Genomic DNA, 15,149 nt, shown 5'->3' on the forward strand with positions numbered 1-15,149 from the left:
AGGAGCGGGCTTGCCCCGCGAAGAGGCCGTCACTGATTCAATGCGGTCGACTGTCCGGGCTGAACGGATACGGCTGCTTCCAGCGCTCGAAGATCGCCTTCAGCTCGCCGCTACGCACCAGCACCGCCATCCGCTGGTCAAACAATGCACTCAGCGCCTTGCCCTGTTCATTGCGGGCAAACGCCAAGTACAACGGCAGCTCGGCCACATGGGTACGGCGGAAGCGCTCCGGCTGCGGCGCCTGGCCCTGCACGTACTCCACTTCGGTCAGTGCATCGATGTAGAAATCCACCCGCTCATGTTCAAGCATCGGCAAGATGCCTTCACGGCGCTGTATTTCACGGTACTGATGAACATTGGGCAAATAGCTGCCGTAGTTGTAGCCCCGTACCCAGGCCAAGCGATACTGGCCGATGGTCGCCGGTGTCGGCACTGGCTTGCTGACCAGGCCCAACGCGTAGATATGGTCCATGTCGAAGTGCCAGCGCGGGTACAGGTTGTCTTCGTTCTCATCCTTGTACGAGCCCACCCAGGCATCCGCCTCGCCCCGTTTCACCAGGCCCACTGCGCGGCTGTAGGGTGCGCTCTGCAGGGAGACCTTGACCCCCGCCGGCTCGAATACCTTGCGCAGCACATCCCAGGCCAGGCCAGTCCCGTCGGCGTTGGTGTAGTCGAGCCACTCCTCACTGACCAGATGGATCTGCTGCACAGGCTGCTGTGCACTGGCAGCCGTTACAACGCCGCCGAGCAACAGCACTATCGCCAGCAACGCCGTCCTTATAGCCATCTCCACGCTCCCTGTATCAGGCAACCGCCCAGACCAGAACCTGCATGCCCAGCCAGGCGAACACACCCGCAAGAACATCGTCGAGCATTATCCCGACCCCGCCGTGCACATGCTTGTCGATCCAGCGAATCGGCCAGGGCTTGAGGATGTCGAAGAAGCGGAACATCAAGAACCCTGCCAGCAACCATTGCCAGCCTTCCGGCACCAGCCAGAGGGTGATCCACATGCCGACCATTTCATCCCAGACAATGCCTTCATGGTCGTGGACGCGCAAGTCGGTGGCCACCTTGCCGCACAGCCAGAAGCCAAACAGCATGGTCACGCCAAGCAGCAGCCAGTAGCCCCAGTCGGGCAACATCTGCCACAACGGGATGAACGGCAGTGCCACCAGCGAGCCCCAGGTGCCGGGGGCCTTGGGCAGAGTACCGGAGCCAAAACCGAAGGCGATGAAGTGCCACGGGTTGCGCCAGACCGAAGGCGGAACGAACTCCGCAGGCACCTGATTGGGGTGGTCGGTCACGGTGTCTCCCTAAAGTGTTGATAGCCCCGCTGCTGCGGGGTGATGTCTTGGCCCTGAGCGTCGCGCAGGCTCACGCCCTCGCCTTCGAGGACACGCCCGATGACATGCACGGGCACGCCAGCAGCGCGCAGGGATGAAAGCTGAGTCGGCGGCAAGGTGAATGCCAGTACATAGTCGTCGCCACCGGTCAGGGCCGCCTGACAGGCGGCCTCGCGGCCGACAAAGCCGAGTAAGGCAGGTGACACTGGAACCTCGGCCAGGTTCACCTCGAGCGCCACCCGGGAGGCCTTGGCGATGTGGCCACAGTCGGCGAGCAGGCCATCGGAGATGTCCAGCGCCGCTGTCGCCTTGCCGCGCAAGGCCTGGCCCAGGGCGAACTGCGGCGATGGCGCCCAATAATGAGCCAACAGTGGCTCGGCAACGCCAGGCTCGGCCTGGCGTTCGCCAAGCACCAACGCCAAGGCGCCGGCAGCATTGCCCAGCTCGCCGCCGACGCACAACAGATCACCGGCCCGCGCGCCAGAGCGCAGCAGGGCCTGCCCGGCCGGTACCCGGCCAAACACGGTCATGGTGATACTGAGAGGGCCGCGAGTGGTATCGCCACCGATCAGGCTCAGGCCGCAGTGGCGAGCCATGTGGTTGAGGCCTTCGGCGTAGGCCTGCAGCCACGCCGCGCTGACCTCGGGCAAGGTCAACGCAAGCGTGAAGCCGATGGGTGTGGCACCCATCGCGGCCAGGTCGCTGGCCGCTACGGCGAGCGAGCGCTGGCCGAGCAGCAACGGTGCGCAGACGGCAGGAAAATGCACGCCGGCGACCAAGGTATCGGTGGACACCGCCAGCTGTTCACCAACGGGCAGGTCCAGCAGGGCGCAGTCGTCGCCGATCCCCAACGCCACACCTTCGCCACCCTGCGCACACGGCGCGGCAGCGAAGTAATGACGGATCAGCTCGAACTCACCCATGGCTCGTCAGCGCCCAATCAGCGCTTGTGCGCCTTGACTTCGGCTTCACGCAGACGCGGAGCAAGCTGGTCCAGAACACCGTTGACGAACTTGTGGCCGTCAGTGGCGCCGTAGATCTTGGCCAGTTCCACACCTTCGTTGATGACAACGCGGTACGGCACGTCAACGCGCATCATGAACTCCCAGGTGGACAGGCGCAGAACCGCCAGTTCAACCGGGTCGAGCTCATCCAGCGGGGTGTTCAGGCACGGCGTCAGTGCCTCGTCGATCTCGCTCTTCTTCGCCGGAACCCCATGCAGGATTTCGCGGAAGTAGGCGCCATCGATGTCGGCAAAATCGTTGTCGACCCGGAACTGCGCCTCGACCTCGTTCAGCGAGTGCTTAGCCATGTGCCACTGGTAGAGTGCCTGGGTCGCGAGCTTGCGGGCTTCACGGCGCTTGGCGCTCTTCGAGGGCTTGCCGGCATCCGCAGGTTGTGGATCGCGCGGGTTGAAACGATCGCTTTCGTCGCTAATCACTTGGCCTCCAACTGCGCCAGCAGGCTGACCATTTCCAGGGCGGACAGGGCAGCTTCAGCACCTTTGTTGCCGGCCTTGGTGCCGGAACGCTCGATGGCTTGTTCGATGGAGTCGACGGTCAGTACGCCGAAGGCCACCGGAACACCGAACTCCATGGACACCTGGGCCAGGCCCTTGGTGCACTCGCCCGCTACGTATTCGAAGTGCGGGGTACCACCACGGATCACGGCGCCCAGGGCGATGATCGCGTCGTAGGCGCCTTGTTGGGCGACCTTCTGTGCGACCAGCGGGATCTCGAAGGCGCCCGGGGCACGAATGATGGTGATGTCGCTTTCGCTGACGCCATGGCGTACCAGGGCATCAACGGCACCGCTCACCAGGCTTTCGACGACGAAGCTGTTGAAGCGGCCAACCACCAAAGCATAGCGACCTTTGGGGGCGATGAAGGTACCTTCGATGGTCTTCAGGGTCATTCCGGTGTTCTCATTTTAAAGAGCGAGGCCGCCCTAGGCGGCCTGCAGGAGGGTTTGGACACGAGCGTCAGGGCAATCAGCGCGCCTGTGTCACTCGGAGGGCACGTATTCTACAACTTCCAGATCGAATCCGGATATCGCATTGAACTTCATCGGCGAGCTCATCAGGCGCATCTTGCGCACACCGAGGTCGCGCAGGATCTGCGAACCGGCGCCAACCGTGCTGTAGGTGCTCGGCGTCTTGACCTGGGTTTCGCCCGCGCTTTCGCGGATATGCGCCAGCACCACGTCACCATCCAGCGGATGGCCGAGCAGCAGAACCACACCGCTGCCGGCCTCGGCCACCGCGCCCATGGCGGCGCGCAGGCTCCAGCGGCCGGGCTGCTTGACCATCAGCAGGTCGCGCAGCGGGTCCATGTTGTGCACCCGGACCAGGGTCGGTTCTTCAGCGCAGATCTTGCCCAGGGTCAGTGCCATGTGCACGTCGCCTTCGACCGAATCACGGTAAGTGACCAGGTTGAACGGACCCTGTTCGGTGTCCAGCGGCTGCTCGGAAACCCGCTGAACGGTACGTTCGTGGATCATCCGGTAGTGGATCAGGTCGGCGATGGTGCCGATTTTCAGGCCGTGCTCGGCAGCAAACACTTCCAGCTCGGCGCGGCGCGACATGGTGCCGTCGTCGTTCATCACCTCGCAGATTACCCCGCTTGGCTCGAAACCGGCCATGCGCGCCAGGTCACAAGCGGCCTCGGTATGGCCGGCACGGGCCAGGGTACCGCCAGGCTGGGCCATCAGCGGGAAGATATGGCCTGGGCTGACGATATCTTCAGCCTTGGCTTCCTTGGCCGCGGCAGCCTGCACGGTGCGCGCGCGGTCGGCGGCGGAAATGCCGGTGGTGACGCCTTCGGCGGCTTCGATCGAAACGGTGAACTTGGTGCCGAAGCCCGAGCCATTGCGCGGCGCCATCAGCGGCAGCTTGAGCGTTTCGCAGCGCTCGCGGCTCATCGGCATGCAGATCAGGCCACGGGCGTGCTTGGCCATGAAGTTGATGTGCTCGGCCTGGCAGCACTCGGCGGCCATGATGATGTCGCCTTCGTTCTCGCGGTCTTCGTCATCCATGAGGATGACCATCTTGCCTTGGCGGATGTCTTCCACCAGCTCTTCAATGCTGTTGAGCGCCACGCGGCACCCCCTTCTCGATCAGGATTTCAGGTAGCCGTTGGCGGCCAGGAAGCTTTCGGTGATGCTACTGCCCTTGCTCGGTTCGGCAGCCTTGTCGCCCAGCAGCAGACGCTCCAGGTAACGGGCCAGCAGGTCGACCTCAAGGTTCACCCGACGACCTGGGCGGTAGTCGGCCATGATGGTTTCGGACAGGGTGTGCGGGACGATGGTCAGCTCGAACTCGGCGCCATCGACCACGTTGACCGTCAGGCTGGTGCCATCGACGGTGATCGAGCCCTTGTGGGCGATGTACTTGGCCAGTTCCTTGGGTGCGCGCAGGCGAAACTGGATGGCGCGGGCGTTATCGCTGCGCGAGATGATCTCGCCGACACCGTCGACGTGGCCGCTGACCAGATGGCCGCCGAGGCGGGTGGTCGGGGTCAGGGCTTTTTCGAGGTTGACCGGGCTGCCGCTCTTGAGGTCGATGAAGGCGGTGCAGTCGAGGGTTTCCCGGCTGACGTCGGCCCAGAAGCCGTCGCCGGGCAGTTCGACCGCGGTCAGGCAGACGCCGTTGACGGCAATGCTGTCGCCGAGCTTGACGTCGGCCAGGTCGAGTTTGCCGGTCTGGACGTAGACGCGCACGTCACCGCCTTTCGGGGTCAGGCTACGGATGGTGCCGATGGATTCAATGATGCCGGTGAACATGGGGTTCTCCTCGGAAACGGGTCTGCGCCAGGCAAGCCCGGCATTATACGCCGGCGGCCGGCAGGGGAATGGCCGTCACCCGCCAGTCATCGCCGACGGCGCGCATTTCGGTGATCTTCAGGCGTGGCGCCTCGCTCATGTTCGCCAGCGGCCAATCCAGCAGCGGCCGGGCCTGGGAGCCGAGGAAGGTGCCCGCGACGAACAACTGATACTCATCGATCAGGCCGTGCTGGGCGAATGCGCCAACCAGGCCGGCGCCAGCTTCGAGCAGGATCTCGTTGACGCCGCGGGCGGCCAGGGCGTCAAGCAGGCCAGGCAGGTCGACTCGGCCATCGCCTGCGGGCAGGCACAACAGCTCATGGCCGGCCTCGGCATAGCGCGGGTCCGGGGCGGCTGCGGTCACTACCAGGGACGGGCCGGCCTGGAAGAACGGCGCGTTCAATGGCAGCCGCAGGCGGCCGTCAATCAGCACTCGCAGCGGTGGGCGTGACAGGACAAGGGCTGTGGTTTCGGCATCAAGGCCAAGCTCATCAGCCCGCACGGTCATCCGCGCATTGTCGGCCAGCACGCTCTCGGCGCTGGTCAGCACTACGCTGGCCCGCGCCCGCAGACGCTGTACCGCGCCCCGGGCAGCGGGGCCGGTGATCCACTGGCTTTCGCCACTGGCCATTGCCGTACGGCCGTCCAGGCTCATGGCCAGCTTGGCCCGCACAAACGGCAGGCCATGCTCCATGCGTTTGAGGAAACCGGGATTGAGCGCGCGTGCGTCCTGCTCAAGCACGCCACTGGCAACTTCAATGCCGGCCTCGGCCAGACGCCGCAGACCTTGGCCGGCCACTTGCGGATTGGGGTCCTGCATTGCAGCGACCACGCGAGTCACGCCGGCCTTGACCAGCGCCTCGGCGCACGGCGGCGTGCGGCCGTGGTGGCTGCATGGCTCAAGAGTGACATAGGCGCAGGCACCCTTGGCCCGCTCACCGGCCTGGCGCAGCGCATGCACTTCGGCATGCGGCTCACCCGCGCGTACGTGCCAGCCTTCGCCGACCACCTCGCCATCGCGAACGATCACGCAGCCTACGCGCGGATTGGGGTGGGTGCTGTACTGCCCCAGGCGGGCCAGTTGCAGGGCGCGGGCCATATAGTGGGCGTCGAGAATCGCGGTCTGGCTGGGCATGCTTACTCTTTAGCTGGCTCGCGGGCCAGACGGTCGATTTCTTCGCGGAACTCGTCGAGGTCCTGGAAGCGGCGGTAGACCGAGGCGAAGCGGATGTAGGCGACTTCGTCGAGCTCGCGCAGCGCGCCCATGACCAACTCACCCACCACCAGCGACTTGACCTCACGCTCACCGGTCGCCCGCAGCCTGTGCTTGATGTGCGCCAGCGCTGCTTCCAGCCGCTCGACACTGACCGGGCGCTTTTCCAGCGCACGCTGCATGCCGGCACGCAGCTTGTCTTCATCGAATGGCTGGCGGGTGCCGTCTTGCTTGATCAGCCGGGGCAGGACCAGTTCGGCGGTTTCGAAGGTGGTGAAGCGCTCGCCGCAGGCGACGCATTCGCGACGACGACGCACTTGTTCGCCCTCGGCGACCAGGCGCGAGTCAATGACCTTGGTGTCGTTGGCACCGCAAAAGGGACAGTGCATGGTGGCAGGCAACAAAAAAAGGGAGGGCCATGGTAGCGCATCCGACTGGCAAGACAAGCCAAAGGGGTTACCATCCATTGAATTCTGCCCGTGAAGGACTTCTCCATGCACTCTCGAGCGCTCATCGTGCTCTGTCTCGCTGGCCTGATGACGGCCTGCAGCAGCGAAAAACCGAAGACCGAGCAAGCCGTTGTGGCGCCCGCTCCGAAGGTAGCCAAGAACACCCCCGCACTCGGCCCGTTGCCGGCCTATCAACGCGAGATCAGCGGCACCTTGCTGGAGGTCCCGGCCGGGGCTGAAGTCGAGCTGGCCCTGCTGGTGATCGACGAGCGTGATCGTCCGCAACGCCTGCTGGCCAGCAGCAACCTGGTCGGCACCGGCCAGGACTTGCCCTACCAACTGCGCTTCAACCCCGAGGCCTTCCCGGCCGGTGCCCGGGTTGAGCTGCGTGGCCGCGCCAGCCGCTCCGGGCAATTGATCATGCACCTGCCGGCGCAGCGCATCGTCCAGGCCGCGAGCCAGGCCACCGGGCCACTGCGTTTCGAAAAGGCGCCATAAATGCCGCCGCTGCACTTGCAACAGGCCCTCAGCGGCCTGATCGGTGAAGCGCAGCTGGTCGCCAGCGCTCTGCCCGAGTGCGCACTCAAGCTGTGGCTGGTCGATGCCGAGAACATGGACCGCGCATTCAGCCCCGATGAAACCCGGCGCATCCTTGAGGAACCGCCTTACTGGAGCTTCTGCTGGGCCAGCGGCCTGGCCATGGCCCGCTTTCTGGCCGCGCACCCAGCGTGGGTACGCGGCAAACGCGTGCTGGACTTCGGTGCCGGGTCGGGCATTGCCGCAATTGCCGCCGCACGGGCCGGCGCCTTGGAGGTGGTCGCCTGCGACCTCGACCCACTGGCGCTGGACGCCTGCCGGGCCAACGCGGCCTTGAATGATGTCGAGCTTGGCTACAGCAGCGATTTTTTCGCTGAGGCCGACCGCTTCGACCTGATTCTGGTCGCCGACGTGCTCTACGACCGCGCCAACCTGCCACTGCTCGACCAGTTTCTCAGCCGAGGCCGCCAAGCGCTGGTGGCCGACTCGCGGGTACGCGACTTCAGCCACCCGCTGTACCGCCCGCTGGGCGTGCTCGACGCGCTGACCCTGCCGGACCTGGCCGAGCCGCACGAATTCCGCCGGGTCAGCCTGTACCACGCCAGCCGCGAGCCTTTATAGTGATGCCATCCAGAGATTTGCGAGAGTCGCGATGAGCCAAGACCTGCCTTACCTTTTCGATGCCACCGACGCTACCTTCCAGCAACTGGTCATCGACAACTCCTTCCACAAGCCGGTGCTGGTGGACTTCTGGGCCGAGTGGTGTGCGCCGTGCAAGGCACTGATGCCGCTGCTGGAGAAGATCGCCGAGGGTTACCAGGGCGAGCTGCTGCTGGCCAAGATCAACTGCGACGTCGAGCAGCAGGTGGTGGCCCAGTTCGGCATCCGCAGCCTGCCGACCGTGGTGCTGTTCAAGGACGGCCAACCGGTCGACGGTTTTGCCGGTGCCCAGCCTGAGTCGGCCATCCGCGCCATGCTCGAACCGCATGTGCAATTGCCTGCACCGCCGACCGCCTCGCCGCTGGAGCAGGCCAAGGCGTTGTTCGCCGAAAGCCGTTTTGCCGATGCCGAGGCAACACTCAAGGCGCTGCTGGCCGAAGACAACAGCAACGCCGAAGGGTTGATCCTGTATGGCCGCTGCCTGGCTGAGCGTGGTGAGCTGGCTGAAGCTGAGGTGGTCCTCGATGCGGTCAAGACCGACGAGCACAAGGCTGCATTGGCCGGTGCCAAGGCCCAGCTGACCTTCCTGCGCCAGGCTGCCAGCCTGCCGGAGGCCGCCGAGCTGAAGACCCGCCTGGCGCAAAACCCGCAGGATGACGAGGCGGCGTATCAGCTGTGCATCCAGCAGTTGGCGCGCCAGCAGTACGATGCGGCGCTGGAAGGGTTGCTGAAGTTGTTCCAGCGTAACCGTGGCTATGAGAACGGGCTGCCGCACAAGGCCTTGCTGCAGGTGTTCGAGCTGCTGGGGAACGAGCATCCGCTGGTGGGTGTTTATCGGCGCAAGCTGTTTGCTGCGATGTACTGATCCGAAGGCCTCTTCGCGGGGCCATACTCAATGCGGTTCACTTAAGAATGCCGGGGCCGCTGCGCTGCCCCGACGCTGCCACAGGCATTAGCCGATCCAGTGATACAGCGGCGCATCCGCCCCGCTTTCCACTTTGACCTCACTGCTATGGCGCAACCGCACCAGCAAGCGCTTGCCCGCCGCCGTGCTTCCGGCCAACCCCTCCAGCCGCTCGAGCAACTCAGGCCCGCTCATCTGCCCCGCCTCGCGCAGTACCGCGCGCGCCGCCGACCACTGTCCATCATCCTGGCGCGGCATTGGCGTTGCTGGAGCGGAAACCGTCGACACCTGTTCAGGCACCTCGACCTGCCGCCCCAACTGCGCCCACTCCGCCGGCTCCAGCTCAATGGTCAGATCCACCGGCCAGTCGCCGATCGTTCCACGTATTCTCACGGTGCCTTTCCTCGATGCTGGTCAATGACCCGCATGCTCCCACGACATGAAACCTTCGCCAAGCGGCTGGCGCGCTTGAGAAAAGTTGTTATAACATAACCAAATATTCAGCCCCTGCTCTCGGAGTCGTCCATGCGCCGCCTGCTCCTCGCCCTGCCCTTTGCTCTTCTTCCACTGGCCGTGGCCCATGCCCACGACGAGCATGACCACGATCACGACCATGCCCATGGCAGCCTCGGTGCCCACGAACACGGCGTCGCGCGCCTGAACGCGGTGCTCGAAGGCAAAACCCTGGAGCTCGAGCTGGACAGCCCGGCGATGAACCTGGTCGGCTTCGAACATGCCGCCAGCAGCGACACCGACAAGGCCAAGGTCGCCGCCGTGCGCCAGCAGCTCGAACAACCGCTGAAGCTGTTCGGCCTGGCCAAGGCAGCCGGTTGCAGCGAAGAAGCGCAAGAGCTGGAAAGCCCGCTGTTCGGCAGCGAACCCGATGGCGATGCACATGAGCACCAACACAGCGACATCCACGCGCATTATCAGCTGACCTGCGCGACCCCGGACAGGCTCGCCAGCATCGACCTGAGCCCGCTGTTCAAGGCCTTCCCGGCCACCCAGAAAATCAACCTGCAACTGATCGGGCCTAACGGCCAGAAGGGTGTCGAAGCCACGCCCGCCAAGGCCGTGGTCGCCTTCTGAATGAGCCAGCCGCTGATCGACGTGCATGACCTGGTGTTTGCCTGGCCCGGCCAACCGCCCCTGCTGGATATCCCCCAGTTCCGCCTGGAGGCTGGCGAGGCGCTGTTCCTCAAAGGCCCCAGCGGCAGTGGCAAGACCACCCTGCTCGGCCTGATCGGCGGGGTCAACCTGGCCCGGCAAGGCCGCATCAGCCTGCTCGGCCAGCCGTTGGCCGAGCTAGGCCAAGGCGCCCGCGATCGTTTTCGGGTCGATCACACCGGCTATATCTTCCAGCAGTTCAACCTGCTGCCGTTTCTCTCGGTGCGGGAAAACGTCGAGCTGCCCTGTCGCTTCTCGCGCAGCCGTGCTGCACGCGCCAGCCAGCGGCATGGCAGTGTCGACCAGGCCGCCGCCGTGCTGCTCGCGCATCTGGGCCTGGATGATCCGGCGCTGCTCGCACGCCGCGCCGACAACCTGTCGATCGGCCAGCAGCAGCGCGTGGCCGCAGCGCGCGCATTGATCGGCCAGCCCGAGTTGGTGATTGCCGACGAGCCGACCTCGGCGCTCGACGCCGATACCCGCGAAGCCTTCATCCGCCTGCTGTTCGACGAGTGCCGCGCGGCGGGTTCCAGCCTGTTGTTCGTCAGCCATGACCAGAGCTTGGCACCGCTGTTCGACCGTCACCTGTCCCTGGCCGAACTCAATCGCGCCGCCACGCCCCGGGAGGCCTGATGTACCTGCTCCGTCTTGCCCTGGCCAGCCTGGCCAACCGGCGTTTCACCGCCTTTCTCACGGCCTTTGCGATTGCCCTGTCGGTGTGCCTGCTGTTGGCCGTCGAACGCGTGCGCACCGAAGCCCGCGCCAGCTTTGCCAGCACCATCAGCGGCACCGACCTGATCGTCGGAGCCCGGTCTGGCTCGGTCAACCTGTTGCTGTATTCGGTGTTTCGCATCGGCAACGCCACCAATAACATCCGCTGGGACAGTTACCAGCACTACGCCAAGGACCCGCGGGTGAAATGGGCGATCCCGATTTCACTCGGTGACTCGCACCGCGGCTATCGGGTGATGGGCACCACCGGCGATTACTTCAGCCACTACCAGTATGGTCGCCGCCAGCACCTGGAGGTCAGCCAGGGCCGGCCGTTCGCCGACGATCCGTTCGAGGTGGTGCTCGGCGCCGAGGTAGCCGATGCCTTGCACTACTCGCTTGGCGACAAGCTGGTGCTGGCCCATGGCGTTGCCGCCATCAGCCTGGTCAAGCACGATGACAAGCCGTTCACCGTGGTCGGCGTGCTCAAGCGCACCGGCACCCCGGTCGACCGCACCTTGCACATCAGCCTGGCCGGCATGGAGGCCATCCACGTCGATTGGCACAATGGCGTGCCCGCGCGTGGCGCCGGCCGGATCAGTGCCGAGCAGGCGCGCGGCATGGACCTGCAGCCGGCGGCAATCACCGCCTTCATGCTCGGCCTGAACAACAAGATCGCCACCTTCAGCCTGCAGCGCGAGATCAACGAATTCCGTAACGAACCACTGCTGGCGATCCTGCCCGGGGTCGCCCTGCAGGAGCTGTGGAGCCTGATGGGCACGGCCGAGCAGGCGCTGTTCGTGGTCTCGCTGTTCGTCGTGCTGACCGGGCTGATAGGCATGCTCACGGCGATTCTTACCAGTCTCAATGAGCGTCGGCGGGAGATGGCCATTCTGCGCTCAGTCGGCGCCAGGCCGTGGCACATCGCCGGTTTGCTGGTGCTCGAAGCGCTGGCACTGGCCGTGGCCGGGATCATTGCCGGGCTGGGCCTGTTGTACGCGGGCATCGCCCTGGCGCAGGGTTACGTGCAGGCCAACTATGGCTTGTACCTGCCGCTAGCCTGGCCGAGCGCGCACGAGTGGACGTTGCTGGCTATCATCCTCGGGGCGGCGTTGCTGATGGGCAGCGTGCCGGCGTGGCGTGCCTATCGGCAGTCGCTGGCTGATGGCCTGTCGATCCATTTGTGAGAATTGCCATGTCTTGTGCAAGTAGTACTGTGCGACCGCTGCAGAGCCTCCTGTTGCTGCTGATGTTGCTGACCACACCCCTGTGGGCCAGCGAACCGCGCGAGCTGGACTGGCCGGCATTGATTCCCGAAGGCGCCCCGGTGATCCCGCCGCAACTGGCGCCACTGCATGATCTCTCGCAGATCGGCGACGCCCTCGCTGCCGAGGCCGCGCCCGCGGCCCAGCAGCAGTCGCCCAACGCCCCGGTGGTCAAAGCGCTGGATAATCAGCAGGTCAAGCTGCCGGGTTACATCGTGCCGCTGGAGGTCAGCGAGGAAGGCCGCACCACCGAGTTTCTCCTGGTGCCGTACTACGGCGCCTGCATCCACGTGCCGCCGCCGCCGTCGAACCAGATCGTGCATATTTTCAGCGAGATGGGGGTGCGCGTGGAGGACCTCTACCAGCCCTACTGGATCGAGGGCCGCATGCAGGTCAAAGCCTCCAGCAGCGAACTGGCGGATGCCGGATACCAGATGGCCGCAGAGAAAATCTACGCCTATGAGCTGAAATGAGAACTGTTCCCGGTTTATGAAGCCCGTTCTTTGAGCTGGGTCAAACAATTGGTTTAGACGGCTCCGTACCATTGGACTACTTGATTACCAACGTCCTTTCGGAGCTTCCATGAACAAGTCCTTGCTCGGCGCCTCGCTCGTTGCCTTGGCGCTCGTAGCGCCTGTTGCCCACGCTCACCAGGCGGGGGATTTCATTCTTCGCGCGGGCGCCATCACCACCGCCCCGAACGAAAGCAGCAGCGATCTGAAGTTCGACGGCAACAAGGTGTCGGGCACCAAGGCAACCCTGGACAGCGACACCCAGCTGGGACTTGCCTTCGCCTATATGCTCACCGACCACATCGGTCTTGAACTGCTGGCAGCCACGCCGTTTCAGCACACCGTAGGGGTCAAGGGCCTGGGCGGCGGCCTGGACGGCAAGCTGGCCGACATCAAGCAACTGCCACCGACCTTGTCGCTGCAGTACTACCCGATGGAGCCGGCGTCGAAGTTTCAGCCGTATGTGGGTGTCGGCATCAACTACACGCTGTTCTTCGATGAAGACCTGAGCAGCGAGCGCAAGCAGCAGGGCTTCAGCAACCTCAAGTTGCAGGACTCGGTTGGCATCGCAGGGCAAGTGGGCATGGACTACATGCTCACCGACAACCTGCTGGTCAACGCCGCCGTCTGGTACGTCGACATCGACACCAAAGCCACCGTCGACGGCCCAAGCGCGCTGGGCTACAGCAAGACCAAGGTGAATGTGGAAGTCGATCCCTGGGTCTACATGGTCGGTATCGGCTACAAGTTCTGATCCACCGCCTGACCCTGCAGGCGCGCCGCAGCGCAGCGCCTGCAGGTGTGGTGAACACGCCATAGGTAGAGCCAATACGCCAAGGCCGTCACACTCACCCCCGCGCCCAACCCGCACACCGCCCCCCATCCCCAGCGCGCATACACCCAGCTCGCCGCCACTGCGCCCAAGCCACTGCCCACCGAATAGCAACACATGTAGGCGCCGATCAACCGGCTGGCCATGTCACCCCGGCCCGCCAGCAACAGTGTCTGATTGGTGACATGCACCGCCTGCACCGCGAAGTCCAGCATCAGCACGCCCACTACCAGCGCCAGCAGCGACTGCTCAACGAAGGCACTCGCGATCCACGACAAGCTCAGTACCACCAGCGCCAGCCCCGTGCTGCGCTGCCCATGGCCCTGGTCGGCCAGCCGCCCCGCGCGTGACGCCGCCAACGCACCGGCAATCCCGGCCAGGCCGAACAGGCCGATCTGGCCTTGACTCAAGGCCAGCGGCGCAGCACTCAGCGGCAACACCATGGCACTCCACAGCACGCTGAAGGCGGCAAAGATCAACAACGCGAACATGCCCCGCTGGCGCAGCAGGCGATCATGTCGATACAAGGCGAACACCGATGACAGCAGCCGCAGATAGCTCCCGCTAGCGCCGACCTGCCTGGCGCTGGGCAGCGCCCACCACAGCATCAGGGCCATCAGCGACGACAGCCCTGCCGCACCCAGATAGACACTGCGCCAGCCAGCCAAATCGGCCACGCCCCCCGACACCAGCCGTGCCAGCAGAATACCCAGCACCACCCCGCTGGTGACGGTACCCACCGCCTGCCCTTGCTCGGCCGGCGTTGCCAGGGTCGCGGCATGCGCCACCACCACCTGCACCACCACCGCCATCAACCCGAGCGCGGCCATGGCGGCCAACAGGAATGCCCACTGCCAGGCCAGGCCGACCGCCAACAGCGCCAAGGCCGAACACAGCAACTGGCACAGGATCAGCCGCTTGCGATCGAACAGATCGCCCAGCGGCACCACCAGCAACAGGCCCAGCGCGTAACCGGCCTGAGTCGCCCCGACCACCAGGCCGACCCGCTCGGTCGGCACCGCAAAGCTCTGCGCCATCGACTCGAGCAGCGGCTGGGCGAAATACACCGAGGCCACGGCCAATGCGCAGGTCATGGCGAGCAACAGTGTCAGAGGGCGAGTCAACTGGGTTGCACACCGGATGGAGTGCTGACTGGACGACATGAGGCGATCCTTGGCATTCTGGTTTCAAATTGAAACCACCTGCTGGCGTTTTAGCAAAGGTGGTTTTAATCTGCAACCAGAATCCCTCGCAAGGCGTGCAGCATGCTCGATGAACGCAACAACCAATGCCCAGTGGCCCGAGCCCTTGAGGTGATCGGCGATCGGTGGGCGCTGATGGTCCTGCGCGATGCCTTTGATGGCCTGCGCCGGTTCAGTGAATTCCAGAAAAACCTTGGCCTGGCCAAGAACATCCTCGCCTCGCGGCTAAAGCTGCTGGTGGAGAGTGGGCTGTTGGCGCTGCAGCCGGCTTCCGATGGCAGCGCGTACAAGGAGTACGTGCTGACTGAGAAAGGGCGCTCGGTGTTTCCGATCGTGATCGGCATGCGGCAGTGGGGGGAGCGGTTTTTGTTTGAGGCGGGGGAAGCGCGTTCGCAGGTGCTGGATAACGTCTTGGGGCAGCCAATCGAGACGTTGCAGGTGCGGGCCGGGGATGGTCGGGCGGTGGGCCCGGAGGAGTGTCATCGGCGGGTGGTGCGGCATTCCTGAGCTAGGCAATGTCGTGTTGTTTCGG

Annotated in this window: 20 protein-coding genes; 9 read left to right on the forward strand and 11 right to left on the reverse strand. The window is 64.7% G+C overall.

Annotation, left to right across the window (positions count from 1 at the left end):
• Nucleotides 1–37: 37 nt before the first annotated feature.
• The 9 genes from J3B00_RS26055 to nrdR all read right to left on the reverse strand — a co-directional run bounded on the left by J3B00_RS26055 (nucleotide 38) and on the right by nrdR (nucleotide 6,767).
• A complete protein-coding gene (locus J3B00_RS26055; RefSeq protein ID WP_209874307.1) occupies nucleotides 38–787 on the reverse strand; it encodes a transporter substrate-binding domain-containing protein in 750 nt (249 codons plus the stop codon).
• 16 nt (nucleotides 788–803) lie between these two features.
• Complete coding sequence (locus J3B00_RS26060; RefSeq protein WP_209874310.1) at nucleotides 804–1,307, reverse strand: phosphatidylglycerophosphatase A; 504 nt, start codon at nucleotides 1,305–1,307, stop codon at nucleotides 804–806.
• The gene (gene thiL / locus J3B00_RS26065) at nucleotides 1,304–2,269 is read right to left on the reverse strand and encodes a thiamine-phosphate kinase (RefSeq protein ID WP_209874313.1); all 966 of its coding nucleotides are present in this window, start codon (nucleotides 2,267–2,269) and stop codon (nucleotides 1,304–1,306) included. The genes J3B00_RS26060 and thiL overlap by 4 nt, the downstream gene beginning before the upstream one ends.
• Before the next feature lie 17 nt (nucleotides 2,270–2,286).
• Nucleotides 2,287–2,787: a transcription antitermination factor NusB gene (nusB, locus tag J3B00_RS26070; protein ID WP_209874316.1), complete on the reverse strand. Its 501-nt coding sequence runs from the start codon at nucleotides 2,785–2,787 to the stop codon at nucleotides 2,287–2,289.
• A complete protein-coding gene (gene ribE, locus J3B00_RS26075; RefSeq protein WP_003255395.1) occupies nucleotides 2,784–3,260 on the reverse strand; it encodes a 6,7-dimethyl-8-ribityllumazine synthase in 477 nt (158 codons plus the stop codon). Before ribE ends, nusB begins: the two co-directional genes overlap by 4 nt.
• Before the next feature lie 90 nt (nucleotides 3,261–3,350).
• Nucleotides 3,351–4,442, reverse strand: coding sequence for a bifunctional 3,4-dihydroxy-2-butanone-4-phosphate synthase/GTP cyclohydrolase II (gene ribBA / locus J3B00_RS26080; protein ID WP_209874319.1), 1,092 nt, complete (start codon nucleotides 4,440–4,442; stop codon nucleotides 3,351–3,353).
• An 18-nt stretch (nucleotides 4,443–4,460) separates the two neighbouring features.
• Nucleotides 4,461–5,126 carry a riboflavin synthase gene (locus tag J3B00_RS26085; RefSeq protein WP_209874322.1) on the reverse strand — a complete coding sequence of 222 codons (666 nt, stop codon included), beginning with the start codon at nucleotides 5,124–5,126 and terminating at the stop codon, nucleotides 4,461–4,463.
• Between the two features lie 43 nt (nucleotides 5,127–5,169).
• Nucleotides 5,170–6,300 (reverse strand): bifunctional diaminohydroxyphosphoribosylaminopyrimidine deaminase/5-amino-6-(5-phosphoribosylamino)uracil reductase RibD, encoded by a 1,131-nt coding sequence (ribD, locus tag J3B00_RS26090; RefSeq protein WP_209874325.1) that lies wholly within the window; start codon nucleotides 6,298–6,300, stop codon nucleotides 5,170–5,172.
• A gap of 2 nt (nucleotides 6,301–6,302) precedes the next feature.
• A complete protein-coding gene (nrdR, locus tag J3B00_RS26095; protein ID WP_209874328.1) occupies nucleotides 6,303–6,767 on the reverse strand; it encodes a transcriptional regulator NrdR in 465 nt (154 codons plus the stop codon).
• Nucleotides 6,768–6,872: 105 nt separating this feature from the next.
• Here nrdR and J3B00_RS26100 point away from each other — a divergent pair, with 105 nt between their 5' ends.
• From J3B00_RS26100 to trxA, 3 genes are read left to right on the forward strand one after another with little or no spacing between them, the layout of a single operon-like run.
• Nucleotides 6,873–7,325, forward strand: a complete 453-nt coding sequence (locus J3B00_RS26100) for a YbaY family lipoprotein (RefSeq protein ID WP_209874331.1) — start codon at nucleotides 6,873–6,875, stop codon at nucleotides 7,323–7,325.
• On the forward strand, nucleotides 7,326–7,985 hold the full coding sequence (locus J3B00_RS26105; protein ID WP_209874334.1) for a 50S ribosomal protein L11 methyltransferase: 660 nt from the start codon (nucleotides 7,326–7,328) through the stop codon (nucleotides 7,983–7,985).
• Between the two features lie 31 nt (nucleotides 7,986–8,016).
• Entirely contained in the window at nucleotides 8,017–8,889 is an 873-nt protein-coding gene (trxA, locus tag J3B00_RS26110; protein ID WP_209874337.1) for a thioredoxin, read from the forward strand.
• Between the two features lie 87 nt (nucleotides 8,890–8,976).
• On the opposite strand, the gene J3B00_RS26115 is transcribed toward trxA, so the two are convergent.
• A complete protein-coding gene (locus J3B00_RS26115) occupies nucleotides 8,977–9,321 on the reverse strand; it encodes a hypothetical protein (protein WP_209874341.1) in 345 nt (114 codons plus the stop codon).
• Nucleotides 9,322–9,453: 132 nt separating this feature from the next.
• Here J3B00_RS26115 and J3B00_RS26120 point away from each other — a divergent pair, with 132 nt between their 5' ends.
• From J3B00_RS26120 to J3B00_RS26140, 5 genes are all read left to right on the forward strand, one after another.
• Nucleotides 9,454–10,017: a DUF2796 domain-containing protein gene (locus J3B00_RS26120; protein ID WP_209874344.1), complete on the forward strand. Its 564-nt coding sequence runs from the start codon at nucleotides 9,454–9,456 to the stop codon at nucleotides 10,015–10,017.
• Nucleotides 10,018–10,728, forward strand: a complete 711-nt coding sequence (locus J3B00_RS26125; protein WP_209874347.1) for an ABC transporter ATP-binding protein — start codon at nucleotides 10,018–10,020, stop codon at nucleotides 10,726–10,728.
• Nucleotides 10,728–11,993, forward strand: coding sequence for an ABC transporter permease (locus J3B00_RS26130; RefSeq protein ID WP_209874350.1), 1,266 nt, complete (start codon nucleotides 10,728–10,730; stop codon nucleotides 11,991–11,993). The genes J3B00_RS26125 and J3B00_RS26130 overlap by 1 nt, the downstream gene beginning before the upstream one ends.
• 38 nt (nucleotides 11,994–12,031) lie before the next feature.
• Nucleotides 12,032–12,544: a DUF3299 domain-containing protein gene (locus J3B00_RS26135; RefSeq protein WP_209875176.1), complete on the forward strand. Its 513-nt coding sequence runs from the start codon at nucleotides 12,032–12,034 to the stop codon at nucleotides 12,542–12,544.
• A gap of 109 nt (nucleotides 12,545–12,653) precedes the next feature.
• A complete protein-coding gene (locus J3B00_RS26140; RefSeq protein ID WP_209874353.1) occupies nucleotides 12,654–13,337 on the forward strand; it encodes an OmpW family outer membrane protein in 684 nt (227 codons plus the stop codon).
• Here J3B00_RS26140 and J3B00_RS26145 read toward each other — a convergent pair.
• The gene (locus J3B00_RS26145) at nucleotides 13,325–14,578 is read right to left on the reverse strand and encodes an MFS transporter (protein ID WP_209874356.1); all 1,254 of its coding nucleotides are present in this window, start codon (nucleotides 14,576–14,578) and stop codon (nucleotides 13,325–13,327) included. The genes J3B00_RS26140 and J3B00_RS26145 overlap by 13 nt on opposite strands.
• Nucleotides 14,579–14,680: 102 nt before the next feature.
• Here J3B00_RS26145 and J3B00_RS26150 point away from each other — a divergent pair, with 102 nt between their 5' ends.
• Entirely contained in the window at nucleotides 14,681–15,124 is a 444-nt protein-coding gene (locus tag J3B00_RS26150; RefSeq protein WP_209874359.1) for a helix-turn-helix domain-containing protein, read from the forward strand.
• Nucleotides 15,125–15,149: the final 25 nt, after the last annotated feature.

It is taken from the genome of Pseudomonas sp. BP8 (assembly GCF_017875955.1).
GTDB lineage: Bacteria > Pseudomonadota > Gammaproteobacteria > Pseudomonadales > Pseudomonadaceae > Aquipseudomonas.